The organism is Porphyromonas sp. COT-108 OH2963 (assembly GCF_000768895.1).
Classification (GTDB): domain Bacteria; phylum Bacteroidota; class Bacteroidia; order Bacteroidales; family Porphyromonadaceae; genus Porphyromonas_A; species Porphyromonas_A canoris.
Map to the genome: position 1 here is coordinate 21,103 of NZ_JRAP01000002.1, position 15,070 is coordinate 36,172.

Here is a 15,070-nt window from a genome sequence, read left to right on the forward strand (position 1 = left end):
TAAGGAAAATAAAAAGAGCCGTTGGTCGGCTCTAAACTTAAACGTAGACTATTTATGATAAACTATCTCAACGAGGCAGATATTGCCGTAACCGTCTGCGATAAAGACGGCATCATTATAGAGATGAACGAGCAAAGCAAAAAGGTGAATCAGAAACCGGGACAGAATCTGATAGGGAGCAATGTACTGGATTGCCACCCTGAACCGGCGCGTTCCATGCTAAAAGAGATGATGGAAAAGCAGACTAAGAATGCCTACACAATAGAGAAAAACGGGGTGAAGAAGCTCATCTACCAAATCCCTTGGTACGAAGAGGGGAGTTATATGGGCTTTGTGGAGCTTTCTATGATCATTCCGTTTGAGATGCCTCACAAGATAAGAGTCCCGAAAACGGAGTAGCGACCATCATAGCAGAAGGAGTATTCCGCAAACGATACCGACACTGAGCAGTGTAACGACAGAGACTACCCGACAGCCTCTGATGAGATCTGCGTGAGTGATGTCCCGTTCGATCTCTCCTATGTATGGTTTCTCCACCAACTTCCCATGATAGATATTGGGACCTCCGAAACGGCAACCTAAAAGTCCTGCCATGGCAGACTCCGGGTATCCGCTGTTGGGGCTGGAGTGCGCACGTGCATACCTCCGGATGTGATGCCATACCTGCCGGGTGGGGTGAAGCATCCAGATGAGTATTGCAGTGATTCGGGCAGGGAGATAGTTGGCCCAATCGTCCAGGATTTTGGCGGCAAAGTAGCCGAACTCTCCGTATCTCTCGTTCTTGTATCCTATCATGGAGTCCAGCGTATTTATCATTTTATATCCCATCATAAGCGGAACGCCCCCAATGGCATAGAAGAAGAGGGGAGCGACGACACCGTCCGAAAGATTTTCTGCCAGCGTCTCCAGTGTGGCTGTGCGTATCTGATTGAAAGAAAGATTGCTTGTGTCTCGTCCGACAATGTAGCCCACTCTGTGCCGTGCCCCCGTAAGGTCGTCTGTTTGGACAAAATGCTCTACGGCAAGAGCCTCTTTCACAAGCTGTCTTGCGCTGAGTCCGTAGAAAATAAAGATCGCTTCAAAGATGCCTTTGAACAGGGGATAAGGGGAGAGGAGATGAGTTGCCAGCCAAAAGGCTCCGATAACCGCCCCGACCAAAAACAGCGATAACAGCGTCCCTTTGAGCCTGAGATGAGAACCTCTGTTCAGTATCTTTTCTCCGAAAGCAATAAGGTTTCCGAAGAGCCGGATAGGGTGTGGGAGTGAGTAAGGATCACCTATAAGAGCATCTATGCTCCAGCCTAAAAGAAGAGGTGCTACGGAATAGATCATGAAATGAAGGAAGTTGCCGTTTTAGATGGGAGTCTGTGAGAGATAGTCTTGAAGGGCTTCGAGCAGTTTGCGGTTGGCTTCCGGACCTTGCACCGACACTCTGAAATGTTGAGGAGATAACCCTCTGAAGTTGTCGGCATTGCGGATAAGGATGCCGTGTTGCTCTATCAGGTACGATTTCAAGCTCTTTGCATCTCCCTTGGGAAGCTGTGCCAGAAAAAAGTTGGAAGAGGAGGGAAAAACTTCAAGATGTTCTACTTCATTCAGCAGTTCGTCTCTAAAGAGTTGGCACTCTGCTATCAGTTCTCCTGATGAAGGGAGCAACTCCTCATAATGCTCCATGATATAGCATCCTGCTTCCTGCGCCAAAGCATTGACAGACCAAGGCATACGCATGGCTGAGATCCGTTCGGCTATCTGTTCGGATGCAACGATGTAGCCCAAGCGAAGCCCCGGAATGGCAAATGTCTTGGTAAGAGAATGAATGGTGATGAGGTTGGAATAGCAGCTGTGAAGGGTATCTATCCGGATGGGAGTATGAGAAAGTTCGGAGTAGGCGGTATCTACTACGACAAGCGTATCGGGACACTGCTCCAGAATATCGGTAAGCGTATCGGTGGGAATGATGTAACCGTCCGGATTGTTGGGATAAGCCATCCAAAGCATATCGTATGGCTTCACCTCTTTGGCTGTAATCTCCTGATATGTGAGGTAGGAGATCCGATGCCCGAAACGAGAGCAGGCATCTTCGTACTCGGCAAAAGAGGGGATGGCAACCATGCTTTTTGCCCCTTTGTAAGCCTGAGCCGTGATGTAGAATGCTTCTGTGGAGCCGTTGGTTACGACTATCGAGCACTCCTTTTGCCGTTGTCTCCGGGCAAGCAGAGAGGTAAGCTTTGAAGCATTGGGATCGGGATAGTTTTTTATTCGGGGTAGCACCTCTCCGATGTGAGCGATGATCGCGTCCGAGTGGTTGCGGTAGGGGATATTTGAACTAAAGTCCAACAGACCCTTCCGACCGAATAGATGTGAGTCGTCTCCGTGTCCGTTGATCATTCCTGCTTCATTGTTTGGTAGATATAGTCCATATCCACGTGGGTTCGTATGAGGTCTGCAAGGGCATTGAAACCCTTCTCTTTCTTTGCTTTGTAGTCTATGTCGGTGTGGAAGTTGGGATCTATCTCCTGTATGATACGGTTGATCACCGAAGCATTATCCAGGATGCCGTGAAGATATGTGCCCCATGTGCGAGAGTTCAGAATATAGCCATCCTCTTCATTGTGGCTCGTTCGGAGGAGAGGTTTGTCCGTTTTCGTTACACCCATGTGTATCTCATAACCCGTTCCGTGAATGGATTCGTTCATGAACGAGAACGTACAGCTCTTGGTGCTTTTCTCCGTACTTATAATAGTATCTACGGGAAGAATGCCCAAGCCGTTGGTGTATTCCTGATCGCCCTCAATATGGTGAGGATCTTGAACGCTCCTGCCCATCATCTGGTATCCACCGCATATACCATAGAGAGATTTGCCTGCTTTGTGATGCTTCAATATCACTTCCGCCATGCCGTTTTCGTGCATACGTTCCAAGTCTGCAATGGTATTTTTTGAACCGGGAATGATGATGATGTCCGCTTTGGCTATCTCCATGGGGTCTTCGGAGAAGTAAAGGTTGATTTCGGGTATCTGCGAGAGCATATCGAAGTCGGTAAAGTTGGAGAAGAGTTTGTGTCGAACCACCCCGATGTTGATTTTTCCCTCTTTCGATTTGGTCTGCAAACGTTCCAGAACAACGCTGTCTTCCTGCTCGATGTATATCTCCGGGGCGTAAGGCAAAACACCTACAACGGGTATGCCGGTAAGCTCTTTAATAATCTTTTTCCCCTCATCGAATAGAGAGATGTCGCCTCTGAACTTGTTGATGATAACGCCCTTGATGCAGGCTCTCTCTTCCGGAGGCAGAAGCATGATACTGCCATAAACACTTGCAAACACCCCGCCTCGGTCTATGTCCGTAACAAGGTAAGTAGCTGCCCGGGTTGCCACGGCAACTCGCATATTGACGATGTCTTTATCTTTCAGGTTGAGCTCGGAAATGCTCCCTGCTCCCTCTATCACGATAGGGTTATGCTTCTGCTCCAATTTGTGATAAGCCGTGAGAACACGCTCGAAAAGATCTTGACGGAAGTTGCCTCGAAAGTAGCTCTTTGCCGTAGCATTGCCGCATGGTTTTCCATTAACAATCACCTGCGAAGTGAGATTGCCGCTAGGCTTGAGAAGTATCGGATTCATCTCCACCGAGCATGCCAGTCCGCACGCTTCTGCTTGAGCTGCCTGCGCACGCCCTATCTCCAAACCATCCGGCGTGGCATAGCTGTTCAGAGACATGTTTTGTGCTTTGAACGGAGCAGGCGAGTAGCCATCCTGTAAGAATACACGACAGAAACCGGCATTTACAACCGACTTCCCGACATCCGAACCTGTTCCGACAAACATAATGGGGCGCAACTTATCCATCTCTCTCTTTCTCTTCTTTCTGTTATGCAGGGCATAAAGATATAGAAAAGGCAGAAAATAGCCATTTCAACAGAAAAAAATGAAGAAAAATGGGCGAAACATTTGGAGATTCAAAAAAAAGATCTACCTTTGCAAGCGAATCACGATCAAGTGACGGTGCCATAGCTCAGTTGGTAGAGCAAAGGACTGAAAATCCTTGTGTCCCCGGTTCGATTCCTGGTGGCACCACAGAGATTCCTAATTCATAGAGAATTAAGACATAGGTACATAAGTTTGTACACGGGATGCTCCAAAACATAGGTTTTGGAGCATTTTTCTTTCATGTACAAAGCAAGGGCGAGCTTTACGAACTACCCTTATTCTTGCACCTGAGAAACAATCAGAAAAATGGATAGAAAAAGCATTAACCTAAAATCTCGCTATGGGTGTTTGATTGTTCTTTGTAGTGTTGTCTTAGAATTTCAACCTTGTTGCTGTTGATAGTTTTCATATCTGTAAGTTTTTTGATCGAGAGTTGTGTTTCATTTTTGTATTGAAAATGTTTTCTCTCCATTTTCTGAATTGTGCAACAGATAATTTAGAATGCAAATTGATTTAACTTTGTTTGATGCTCTTATTTTCTGTACTCATTATTACATAGATGTCGTATATTTGCAGCTGTAATAAGCAAACAACATGCAAGAAGAAATTGTGCGTCTCCGAATAAAGGAGATACTGAAAGAACGAGGTATGCAGGTAAAAGACCTTGCCGAGATGCTTGGGAAAAGTCGCTCATATATTAGTGACATAATGAACTGCAAAAAAGGCATTTCTATATCTTCTCTTACAGATATTGCTCGTGCTCTCGATGTTGAGTTCCGAGATCTATTTATCTATACGAGAAAAAATGAGGTGGTCGGAGTTGTAAGAGTGAACGACATAACCTATACTCTAAATAGCATAGAAGACATTAAGAGTCTTGTAGAAAGTCTTAGAACATCTATACCTACAGAGTAATCGAATCATCAGAGGAGTTAAAACGGAATGATATAAAGCCGATGGACTAGTATTGGTTTCAAAATTTGAATCATTAGTAGAATTTAGAGCTCTTGCAGATTGAGCATTAGAGATATAAGGGCTTCGCTTTTAGTGGCATCACAATAAAAAAGTAGCGCAATGTAAACCTCCCGATTTCAAAATGAAATCGGGAGGTTTTATTTTGTTTGTTGATGTGCGAGGATATTTTGAAAATTGCTTAGAAAATCTCGTCTTCCTCGGAAGATGTAGATTACAATGAGCAAAAAAATCTCTTCTCAACAAACCTCTAAAAACAAATAAACGCTTTTGGGAAGATTAGATAACAAACAGGATCTCTTGCCCATGTCGTGCAACTCAGAATATCTGAGAGCGACAGAGCAAGAGACCTTTGGTTTATGACTCGGCGTTATGTAGGATGGCTCGGAGGAACCGGTTCGAGAGGACGCCTCGAAAGAATGCCGAGCTTATGGAGTTGGTGTTATTTGTTGTCTTTGAGAGAAGCGACATGATCCCAAGTGCCACCATTGAGGATATTGGTGAAACCGCTGCGTTCGAGAATGCTTTTTGCCTGACCACTTCTGTTACCACTGCGACAGAATACTATGATGGTCTTCTTGTCTTTGAACTCGTTGAGACGAGACTCTATCTGATCCAACGGAATGTTCACAGCTCCGGAAACAGAGCCGGATGCAAACTCGCCCGAAGTACGTACGTCTACAAGGAAAGCTCCGGAGCGGATAGCTTCTGTGAGAGCCTGATCGTCAGGCTGAGAGAATAGGTTCTTTAGTAATCCAAACATGAGAAATGCTATAATTATAAGTAAGGGAAATGATATTATCTTTTTGATGTTCTGCTTTGACATACAAAATCGGTTTTAGGGATGTCTGTTTGTGTTATGCTGCCAAAGCCTCCTTCGATGTCCGTAAAGTTGCGATAGCCTCTCGCCTGCAGGATGCTTGATGCGATCATGCTGCGGTAGCCGCCTGCACAGTGGATATAGAAGTGTTGGTCTTGAGGAAGGTCTGAAATCCAATCGTTGATATAGGCGAGCGGACGGCTGTAAGCCTCTTCCACGTGCTCTGATGCGTATTCGCTCTCTTTGCGGACATCTATCACGAGAGTCTTTTCGAAAGCGAATCGTTGTGCAAACTCTTCCGCAGTGATGCATTCCACCCGGTCTGTCTCTTTGCCCGAAGCTCTCCATGTATCGAAACCTCCGTCCAGATAGCCAAGTACGTTATCAAAGCCCACGCGGCTCAGTCTTGTGATCACTTCTTCTTCTCGTCCGGCATCAGTTACGAGGAGTAGCGGCTGTTTGACGTCAACGATCATTGTACCGACCCATGGAGCAAAGTCGCCATCTATACCTATGTTGATAGAGCGAGGGATGAAGCCCTGCGCAAATGTACCGGGAGCTCTCGTATCGAGGATGAGTGCTCCGGATCTTTCTGCCATTGTCTCAAAATCTTCAGTCGAGAGTGCAGACAAACCTCTCTCCAGTACGGTTTCGATACTATCGTACCCTTGCTTGTTCATGGCAACATTTCCTCCGAAATAGGCAGGAGGAGGGAGTAAGCCTTCTATTACCGATGCTATGAATGCTTCTTTGCTGGGTTGGTTAAGGGCATAATTGACCTTTTTTTGGTTTCCAAGGCTGTCCACTGTCTCTTTCATCATATTCTTTCCGCATGCCGATCCTGCACCGTGAGCCGGATAGACCGTTATATCGTCCGATAGGGGAAGAATCTTGTTATAGAGACTATCATAGAGCAGACCTGCCAGCTCTTCTTGGGTCAGATTCGCCGCCTTTTGTGCAAGATCCGGTCTGCCGACATCTCCAAGGAAGAGTGTGTCTCCACTGAAAAGAGCTGTCTCATGTCCCTCTTCGTCTATAAGAAGGAAGCAGGAGCTTTCCATGGTGTGTCCCGGAGTGTGGAGCACTTTGATTTTGGCTTTACCCAATTGGAAGACTTGGTTATCTTCCGCAACGATGGCATCAAACTCCGGTTTGGCTGTCGGTCCGTAGATGATCGGTGCTCCCGTTGCACGACTCAGGTCGAGGTGTCCGCTCACAAAGTCGGCATGGAAATGGGTTTCCAGTATATACTTCAGTTGTACCCCGTCACGCTTTAGTCTCTCGAGGTATGGAGCCACTTCACGGAGAGGGTCGATGATGGCAGCTTCCCCCATTGAGGTGATGTAGTATGCGCCCTGAGCAAGGCATCCTGTATAAATTTGTTCTACTTTCATGGTTGTTGAATGCTTGAATATTTGCTTAACGATACAAAGATGCAGCTATTTCTTCTCTTGTACAGCTACTTTAGTCACACAACGTTTACTTATGCGAAGATTGTCTCTTTCAGGATGATATATATTCCCATCACGAAGACGAACCAGCCGAAAGCCGGTTTCAGCTTTGCTCCATCAATGTACTGAGACAGCTTCATCCCGATGAATATTCCGACTATTGCGAATCCGGTAACCGACAACAAGAGAGTCCGGTCGAGTCCCGGGAAATTACTCTCTCCGAGGAATCCGAGAAGAGACTTGGCGGATATGATCACCAGGGAAGTACCGATGGCTTGTTTCATGGGAAGCCCCCCGAGCACCACCAAGGCGGGAATGATCAGGAAGCCGCCACCTGCGCCGACAAGACCGGTGAGCGAGCCTACCACGGCGCCTTCGATCAGGATCAGAAGATAAGGAAAGCGTCCGAACTTGCGACCGTTATCTGCCTTGCTCTCCCTTTTGCCTCCCGGTCTGATCATGCTGATTGAGGCTGCAAGCATCAGTACCGCAAACAGAAGCATCAGGAACATACTCTTGTCAAGCACGAAGCCTCCCACTCTCAAGATCTCCTGCGGGATGGCGGGAATGATATAGGCTCTTGTCAGAAAGACCGATACGATGGACGGAATGCCGAACACCACAGCCGTCCGCACATCCACCAGCGAGCGACGGAAGTACGAAACGCTCCCCACGGCACTCGTGGCTCCCACAATGAAAAGAGAATAAGCTGTGCCCAAGACGGGATTCACGCCAAACAGATAGACAAGGACCGGAACGGTCAGAATACTTCCTCCGCCTCCGATGAGTCCGAGAGAAAGACCGATCAAGACGGATGCCAGATAACCTATTACATACATAAACTCTTCTGTTTTATCATGGAACAAAGGTCGCCATCTTTGCCGGTTCTCACAGCTACTTTAGTCACACAACGGAAATCTTGTTGCGCCCCAGCCGCACGATGCCTGCCTCTTCGAGCTGTTTGAGCAGGCGCGAGACCACGGCTCTTGCAGTCCCCAGCTCGCCGGCAAGCTGTTCGTGAGTGATCTGGATCGTGTTGTTTCCGGTCAGCTCTACCTTCTTCCGGATCAGATCCAGCAGACGTTCGTCCATTCTCTTGAAGGCGATGGCATTGACTGTTTCCAACAGCTCCTCGAACCGCTTATGATAAGAGCGGAAGATATAATCCAGCCACTCCGGATGTTCCCTCATAAAGAGCGAAACCTTGTCTACCGGAAGGAAGAGGATCTCCGCGTCCTCCTCGATCTCCACCCGTACTTTGCTCGTCTCATGGTGCAGACCTCCGAGGAAAGACATGATGCAGCTCTCTCCCGCACGGATATAATAGAGCAGAATCTCCCTGCCGTCTTCCTCCGTGCGCAACACCTTCATCACGCCTTTCATCACGATCGGGATAGAGCGGATGTGCGCATTCTCATTCAGAATAACGCTGCCCGCCTCATAAACTTTCAATATGCCGTACCTGTACAGCTTCTCCACAAGCTCCGGAGAGGAGCGAAACTCCGAGATCTCTTCCAAATATTTCATGAGGACAAACTTAATAAAAAATGCCCGCATCCTCCTGTTCGGAGCCTTTCCGGCACCTTTCCTTTTCTCGAAGATCTTCTTTCCGAGCTCTCTTTGCATCATCTTTTTTCTCTTCTTGAGACTGAATCTCCTTTGGCTCAACAGCTTTTCGTCAAGCCCGGATCTTCTTCTCGAACGGATGTTTGTGCCCGTACAATGGTTGAAAAGCGATAAAGCGATAATCCGAAAGCTGCCGTTCGGAAGCTCTATTTCCAATGATCTGCACCCCGAAAGCTGCCGTTCGAAAGCTCTATTTCCAATGATCTGCACCCCGAAAGCTGCCGTTCGGAAGCTCTATTTCCAATGATCTGCACCCCGAAAGCTGCCGTTCGAAAGCTCTATTCCCAATGATTAAAAATTAAAAAGTTGCCAATCAAAAGTTCTATTATTACTTATCAATTCTATATTTCTCGCCGTGAAATGTTGGTTTCTCGCCGTGAAATATTGGTTTCTCGCCGTGAAATATTGGTTTCACGGCGAGAAATATAGAATTGGTAAGTAAGAAATCAGTTTTTGATCATTATCAGCCGGATTATTCACCGTTTACAATATGGTTATTGCTCAATAAGATTTGACAAAAATTTTTGCTCCTTTTTCCCGAAGGGTAATGATTCGGCTCGGTTTTGATCATGACCGGACAGGAGGCCGTGAATCATCCCCCTCATCAACCCTGTTTATCAGCCGCCGGAGAGGAACGGATCTCTGCTTCGGGTCATAACTAAGAGATGTAAATGCTATCTTTGCAGAAAGAGCATGGGATAATGAAAAAATCAGTAGTCCGATATGAAAAATAACAGAGGAATAGAGTTTGCAAATCTCGCGGCTTTGCGTGAGAAAGTGAGAAGACTCACGGTGGGATCGGAGGATAAAAAGCCGCTGATCGGAATCACTGCCAATCATGCCGGCGTGGATCAGGAGTTGAGAGACAACTACATAAAGGCGGTGATCCGCAGCGGAGGCGCACCTTACATCATACCCTACTCCAACGATACGGAGGCAACGGTGCAGGCCGTGGAGCGATGTCATGGAATCCTCGTGACGGGAGGAGCGGACGCTCATCCGCTTTGGTATGGAGAAGAGCCCCATCCGAAGCTCGGAGCGGCGGACTGGGTGAAGGACGCCTTCGACATGGCAGTGGTCATCACGGCTCTCGAACGCGGTATCCCGCTGCTTGGCATCTGTCGCGGAATGCAGCTGCTGAATGTCGTGCTCGGAGGTTCGATGATACAAGATATTCCTTCCGCCTGCGAGCAGGAGGGAGTCCTTCATGTACAGACATCGCACCGGAGCGAACCCTGGCACTCGGTAAGTATGGAGAAGAAGAGCCGACTTTCAGATGTTTTCGGAGCACAGGAGAGTATCTATGTCAACTCTTTTCACCATCAGGCGGTGGGACGGTTGGGCAAAAGCATCCGCGTCTGCGCCACGGCAAGGGACGGAATAGTGGAGGCGATAGACGCCTATCCGGAACATAACGCCATGGGAGTACAGTGGCATCCGGAGGCAATGGTGTCCGAAGGAGAGTCCGAAGAGCAAGCCGCCCTGTTCTCTTTCCTTGTCAAAGAGGCTACACTGTATGCCGAAGCTCGTACTTTTCATGGCAAACATCTTACTCTCGACTCGCATACGGACACACCGATGCTCTTTAAGAATGACGAACCTTACGACCTGACCGCCCTGAGTGATAAAGCGTTGGTGGATCTCCCCAAGATGAGAGCCGGAAATCTGGATGCCGCAGTGATGGTGGCTTATCTTCCGCAAGGAGAAATCTCACCGGAAGGGCACGCGAAGGCTTATGAGTATGCTCTGGAACGGATCCGAAAGCTGAAGACGGCAGTCAAGAACAGCGGAGGAGCCGCCCGGCTCGCTTTCTCGTCAAAAGACTTGTATGTCAATAAGGAGAACAACCGCAAAAGCATCATACTCGGAATAGAAAACGGCTATGCACTGGGAGGAGATCCGGACAAGGTGGAAGAGTTTGCAAAGATGGGAGTGAAGTACATCACGCTCTGTCATAATGGAGATAACGCAATCTGCGACAGTGCATCGCGAAGCAACCATACGAATAACGGACTCAGCTCCCTCGGACGAGAAGTGGTCCGACAAATGAACACTTGGGGCGTTATGGTGGATGTCTCTCACGCCGGTATCAGAACCATAGAAGATGTCCTTGAGGTGAGCACGTCTCCCATCATCGCATCGCATTCCGGTGCACGGGCAATCTGCGATCATCCCAGAAATTTGTACGATGATCAGATCAAAGCCATAGCCGAATGCGGCGGTGTTGTGCAGGTCTGTATGTACAAGGGATTTGTATATGAACCTTCAAACGAGGCCTCTCTGCTTCATGTGATAGATCATGTCGAACATATCAGAGAGCTTGTCGGGATAGACCATGTCGGTATCGGCTCCGATTTTGATGGCGATGGGGAGGTGATCGGCTGCAGAGATGCTTCTGCAATGAAACGATTGACCATCGAAATGCTTCGCAGAGGATTCTCTACCGAAGAGCTCATGAAAGTATGGGGACACAACTTTCTGCGTGTAATGAAGGATGTGCAGATGAAAGGCTATAAAATCAGACAGGAGAAGACAATGAGATAGCGATTTATCTGCTATGTTGAAAAGGGAACGACCTCTTTGTCCGATCGGATAAAGAGGTCGTTCCCTTTTTATAAAGCTTTTGATTTTGTCTGTTATTTCTTTTCAGCCGTAGCCGGAGTATGATTGCTGTTGAGATACTCCAGGAACTTAGCCGTTATATCGTACTTCTTGTCCGAAAGCAAGATATTATCATTCATCGTATTGGAGAAGATCACTTGTATCCTCATCGTCTTGTTGAATGCAGCCAACTGAGACATGATGGTATCTCTCAAAACCGTGTTCGTTTCCAACTGTTGTTGTTGAAACTCTACAGAAAGCTTTTGTTGAAGCTGCTCCAATTCTGCCTGACGCTTCATCAGATTATTACGTTGTTGTTCTGCACTCTGTGGAGATAAGAACGCTTGGTTTTGTGCTTTTCTTTGAAACTCCGCAGCTTCAGCCTCAAAAGATTTTAGACGCTGATTCAATGTCGCTTGTGCAGATTCCGCACGACGAACCATCTGCTCGTTAAGCTCTTTAGAGAGATGATAGTGAACAAGAATAGTGTCCACATTGATGTAAGCAATAGGCATTGTTACCGCTTCAACAGCAGTAGAATCTCCCATGCCAATCTCTTGAGTTGAGCTATTAACACTTTTGTTCCCAGAGAAATGCAGCCCAAATAGTACCACAACCGCTATAGCCAATATGGCTGTTGAAATGTAATTGAAATTTTTCATCGTAAGCGTTTATACGTTATATATCTTAACTCCCAATTCCTTCTTGTTGTACATATAATATTGACCAACAAAGGAATCTGCGTGCGAAGATACAATATATCTCTCATATAATCTAATTTATTTGGTCATCATTATCCTCTTCTTTAATGCGTTCTTCCAAATTTTTCCTCTCAGAGTCATCTGCATGCTGCTCTCTATGGCAAGAGAGCCCTTTCTCTCTTAGAGCAGGTTGTGCCCCGACATGAGAAGATGGGAATCGTCTTGTTTTAGTGAAAAAGACATTGATCCCCAGTAATAGAACTGAAATAAGGACGATAACGATCGATATAAGTAAGAGAGTTGACATATTTTTTTGTACTTTTGAGATGGAAAATAATCCGACTAATAGTTGTCATCCAACGACAAACCAAAATTAATCATTTATTTATGAATACACTGAACCCAAGAATTATTTGGCACTACTTTGAAGAAATCACAAAAGTGCCACGTCCATCGAAGAAAGAAGGCAAGATAATCGCATATCTTGAGGCATTTGCCAAGGAACACAACTTGGAGTACAAGAAAGACCACGTAGGCAATATTGTTATTAAAAAAGCAGCTACTCCCGGTTATGAAGACAGAAAGTCTGTTTGCATGCAGAGCCATATTGATATGGTTTGTGAGAAGAACAGTGATGTTGTGTTTGACTTTGAGAATGATGCTATCCAGACAGAGATTGTTGATGGTTGGTTGAAAGCTAAAGGTACGACTCTCGGAGCTGATAATGGTATCGGTGTCGCAGCAGAGTTGGCAATACTGGCTTCTGATGATATTGAGCATGGTCCTATTGAGTGTCTGTTCACAGTGGACGAAGAGACAGGTCTTACGGGAGCTATGGAACTTAAGGAGGGCTTTATAGATTCTCATATCCTTCTCAACTTGGATAGCGAGGATGAAGGCGAGTTGTTCATCGGTTGCGCAGGAGGTATGGGACAGATAGCTTACTTTGACTACCAAAAGGGCTATGCTTGTCCAGATAAAACATATTTGCGTGTTGATATAAAAGGCCTTCGTGGAGGACACTCCGGTGGAGATATTCATGTAGGACTTGGGAATGCTAATAAGATCTTGGCAAGATACCTTGTAGGTCTTAACGATATTACAGAAGATTGGACTTTGGCAGATATTAGAGGTGGTAATCTCCATAATGCTATTCCTCGTGAAGCTCATGCTATTATAGGCATTCCTTCAGAATTAAAAGAGCAAGTAGCTATCTTTGCAAACGAATTTGCAGCAGATGTTCATAATGAACTTAAGGCTGTGGATCCGGGTGTTACTCTTACTGTATCTACAACAGATAAACCGGAGTATATTATAGATGAGGATACTAAGTATTTCCTTCTTTCAGCATTGATTGCTTGTCCTCATGGTGTTTTAGGTATGAGTCATGCTATTGAAGGTCTTGTGGAGACTTCAAATAATCTTGCCTCTATTAAGATCAAAGAAGAAGAAAAACAGATTCTTGTGGAAACCAGTCAACGCAGTAGTACCGAGTCTCTTAAACGTGCAGCAGGTCAGACAGTTCGTACAGTGTTTGAGTTAGCAGGAGCAGAGGTTGTCGAAAGAGATGGTTATCCAGGTTGGGAGCCAAATGTTGACTCTGAAATACTAAAAGTTGCAAAGGAAACTTATGAAAGGCTTTTTGGTAAGTCTCCGGAAGTGAAGGCTATCCATGCAGGTCTTGAGTGTGGTTTGTTTAAGGAAAAATATCCTCATTTGGATATGGTATCTTTTGGACCTACTATGAGGGATGTGCACTCTCCTAATGAAAGACTTGAGATTGTAACTGTAAAGATGTGGTGGGATCACCTTCTTGAAGTATTGAAGCATGCTCCTAAGAAATAAGTAGATCAATATTTTGCTGCGTTTTTGTAAACGCAATAATAATAGAGATATGAAAAGACTCGGTAGCAAATATTATCTTATATTATTGTTATCGGGTCTTTTTCTATTTTTTCTTTTTGTTTCGTGGTCTCCTCCCAAAAGGATTAGAGTCGTGAGTTATAATGTGGAGAATTTGTTTGATACGATACCTTCGGGTTCTTATGCGGATCTGGCCTTTTCTCCTAATGGAGAATACAGATGGAATAGAGCAAGGTATCAAAGAAAACTGTCTAATATTTCTACAGTGCTCAATAGTATCAATGGTTGGGAACTTCCCGGTATTATAGCTTTTAGTGAAGTAGAAAACAGTAGAGTGGTAGAAGAGTTACTATATAGGACAAAGCACGATATAGATGGTTCCCCCTATTTTAATTTTGATATAACTAATGGGAAAGATAGTAGAGGTATCAATGTTGCTATTGCGTGGGATAGAAGATTGTTTAGGAAGATAGGAAGAGAGGATATTCCTAACTACTCTGTTGCCGATACTTCACATTTCCCCGGACGTCATACGCTTTACCTCGTCCTCGAAACATTGTTTAGCTATAGAAGAGGCACTATGACGGCTGATAAAGACTCTCTTCACCTTTATGCTATCCATCTTCCATCGAGAAGAGGAGGTGTAAGAGAGAGTGAGCAGAAGCGGATTTTAGCAGCAAAGAATATTCGTAATCATCTCAGCGATCTAATATCTCGGAAGCCTAAAGCCAAAATAATAATCATGGGAGATGCCAACGAAGATCCGACAGATCCGGCGACACTTCTTTTATCAGACTCTTTACTACATCTCTGTAAAGAGTTTTCTGATAGAGGTCTCTACTCACACTATTTTCAAGGTAAAGGTTGGACTCCGGATCACATTATTGCTTCTCCTTCTCTTGTTCAGTCAGAGTCCGGAACTCTTTGTATAGAGAGCCCGATGGCACAAGTTTACGCTCCTCTCTTTTTGCAAGATAAAAGATTTAGTATTTCCAGGCCTCTCCGCTTCTTATCCGGGGAATTTTATAACGGCGGATATTCGGATCATTTTCCCATTTACATTGACCTGAACTATGGTAAATGTGCAACTGTTTCACAACAATAAAT

At 45.7% G+C, this 15,070-nt stretch carries 13 protein-coding genes and 1 tRNA gene; 6 read left to right on the plus strand and 8 right to left on the minus strand.

All coding sequences use genetic code 11. The annotated features are described in order from the left end of the window. The first annotated feature begins 54 nt into the window (after positions 1-54). The gene (locus HQ39_RS00120; protein WP_036788663.1) at positions 55-399 is read left to right on the plus strand and encodes a PAS domain-containing protein; all 345 of its coding nucleotides are present in this window, start codon (positions 55-57) and stop codon (positions 397-399) included. Between the two features lie 6 nt (positions 400-405). On the opposite strand, the gene cbiB is transcribed toward HQ39_RS00120, so the two are convergent. Genes cbiB through HQ39_RS00135 form a run of 3 tightly spaced genes read right to left on the minus strand, consistent with a single transcriptional unit; the run spans position 406 to position 3,848 of the window. Next, positions 406-1,332 carry an adenosylcobinamide-phosphate synthase CbiB gene (gene cbiB / locus HQ39_RS00125; RefSeq protein WP_036862540.1) on the minus strand — a complete coding sequence of 309 codons (927 nt, stop codon included), beginning with the start codon at positions 1,330-1,332 and terminating at the stop codon, positions 406-408. A 21-nt stretch (positions 1,333-1,353) separates the two neighbouring features. Beyond that, positions 1,354-2,388, minus strand: a complete 1,035-nt coding sequence (locus tag HQ39_RS00130) for a pyridoxal phosphate-dependent aminotransferase (RefSeq protein ID WP_036862544.1) — start codon at positions 2,386-2,388, stop codon at positions 1,354-1,356. Continuing rightward, entirely contained in the window at positions 2,385-3,848 is a 1,464-nt protein-coding gene (locus HQ39_RS00135; protein WP_036862547.1) for a cobyric acid synthase, read from the minus strand. Before HQ39_RS00135 ends, HQ39_RS00130 begins: the two co-directional genes overlap by 4 nt. Positions 3,849-4,003: 155 nt before the next feature. Here HQ39_RS00135 and HQ39_RS00140 point away from each other — a divergent pair. Together HQ39_RS00140 and HQ39_RS00145 are read left to right on the plus strand one after the other, a co-directional pair. Continuing rightward, positions 4,004-4,076: transfer RNA gene (locus HQ39_RS00140), tRNA-Phe, on the plus strand. Between the two features lie 447 nt (positions 4,077-4,523). Beyond that, positions 4,524-4,844 (plus strand): helix-turn-helix domain-containing protein, encoded by a 321-nt coding sequence (locus HQ39_RS00145; RefSeq protein WP_052079253.1) that lies wholly within the window; start codon positions 4,524-4,526, stop codon positions 4,842-4,844. Positions 4,845-5,343: 499 nt separating this feature from the next. Here the strand turns inward: HQ39_RS00145 and HQ39_RS00150 are convergent, their stop codons facing one another. The 4 genes from HQ39_RS00150 to HQ39_RS00165 form a co-directional block, all read right to left on the minus strand. Next, positions 5,344-5,664: a rhodanese-like domain-containing protein gene (locus HQ39_RS00150; RefSeq protein ID WP_235317623.1), complete on the minus strand. Its 321-nt coding sequence runs from the start codon at positions 5,662-5,664 to the stop codon at positions 5,344-5,346. Positions 5,665-5,699: 35 nt separating this feature from the next. Further along, positions 5,700-7,115 carry an MBL fold metallo-hydrolase gene (locus HQ39_RS00155; protein ID WP_036862550.1) on the minus strand — a complete coding sequence of 472 codons (1,416 nt, stop codon included), beginning with the start codon at positions 7,113-7,115 and terminating at the stop codon, positions 5,700-5,702. Between the two features lie 89 nt (positions 7,116-7,204). Then, positions 7,205-8,011 carry a sulfite exporter TauE/SafE family protein gene (locus tag HQ39_RS00160; RefSeq protein ID WP_036788682.1) on the minus strand — a complete coding sequence of 269 codons (807 nt, stop codon included), beginning with the start codon at positions 8,009-8,011 and terminating at the stop codon, positions 7,205-7,207. Between the two features lie 64 nt (positions 8,012-8,075). Continuing rightward, the gene (locus HQ39_RS00165) at positions 8,076-8,801 is read right to left on the minus strand and encodes a Crp/Fnr family transcriptional regulator (RefSeq protein ID WP_235305935.1); all 726 of its coding nucleotides are present in this window, start codon (positions 8,799-8,801) and stop codon (positions 8,076-8,078) included. A gap of 720 nt (positions 8,802-9,521) precedes the next feature. On the opposite strand from HQ39_RS00165, the gene HQ39_RS00170 reads away from it, so the two are divergent. Then, complete coding sequence (locus HQ39_RS00170) at positions 9,522-11,342, plus strand: membrane dipeptidase (protein ID WP_036788686.1); 1,821 nt, start codon at positions 9,522-9,524, stop codon at positions 11,340-11,342. Between the two features lie 92 nt (positions 11,343-11,434). Here HQ39_RS00170 and HQ39_RS00175 read toward each other — a convergent pair whose 3' ends face one another. Beyond that, complete coding sequence (locus HQ39_RS00175; RefSeq protein ID WP_036862554.1) at positions 11,435-12,061, minus strand: OmpH family outer membrane protein; 627 nt, start codon at positions 12,059-12,061, stop codon at positions 11,435-11,437. A 426-nt stretch (positions 12,062-12,487) separates the two neighbouring features. On the opposite strand from HQ39_RS00175, the gene HQ39_RS00185 reads away from it, so the two are divergent. Further along, a complete protein-coding gene (locus HQ39_RS00185; RefSeq protein ID WP_036862562.1) occupies positions 12,488-13,945 on the plus strand; it encodes an aminoacyl-histidine dipeptidase in 1,458 nt (485 codons plus the stop codon). Positions 13,946-14,096: 151 nt separating this feature from the next. After that, complete coding sequence (locus HQ39_RS00190; protein WP_152565461.1) at positions 14,097-15,068, plus strand: endonuclease/exonuclease/phosphatase family protein; 972 nt, start codon at positions 14,097-14,099, stop codon at positions 15,066-15,068. Positions 15,069-15,070: the final 2 nt, after the last annotated feature.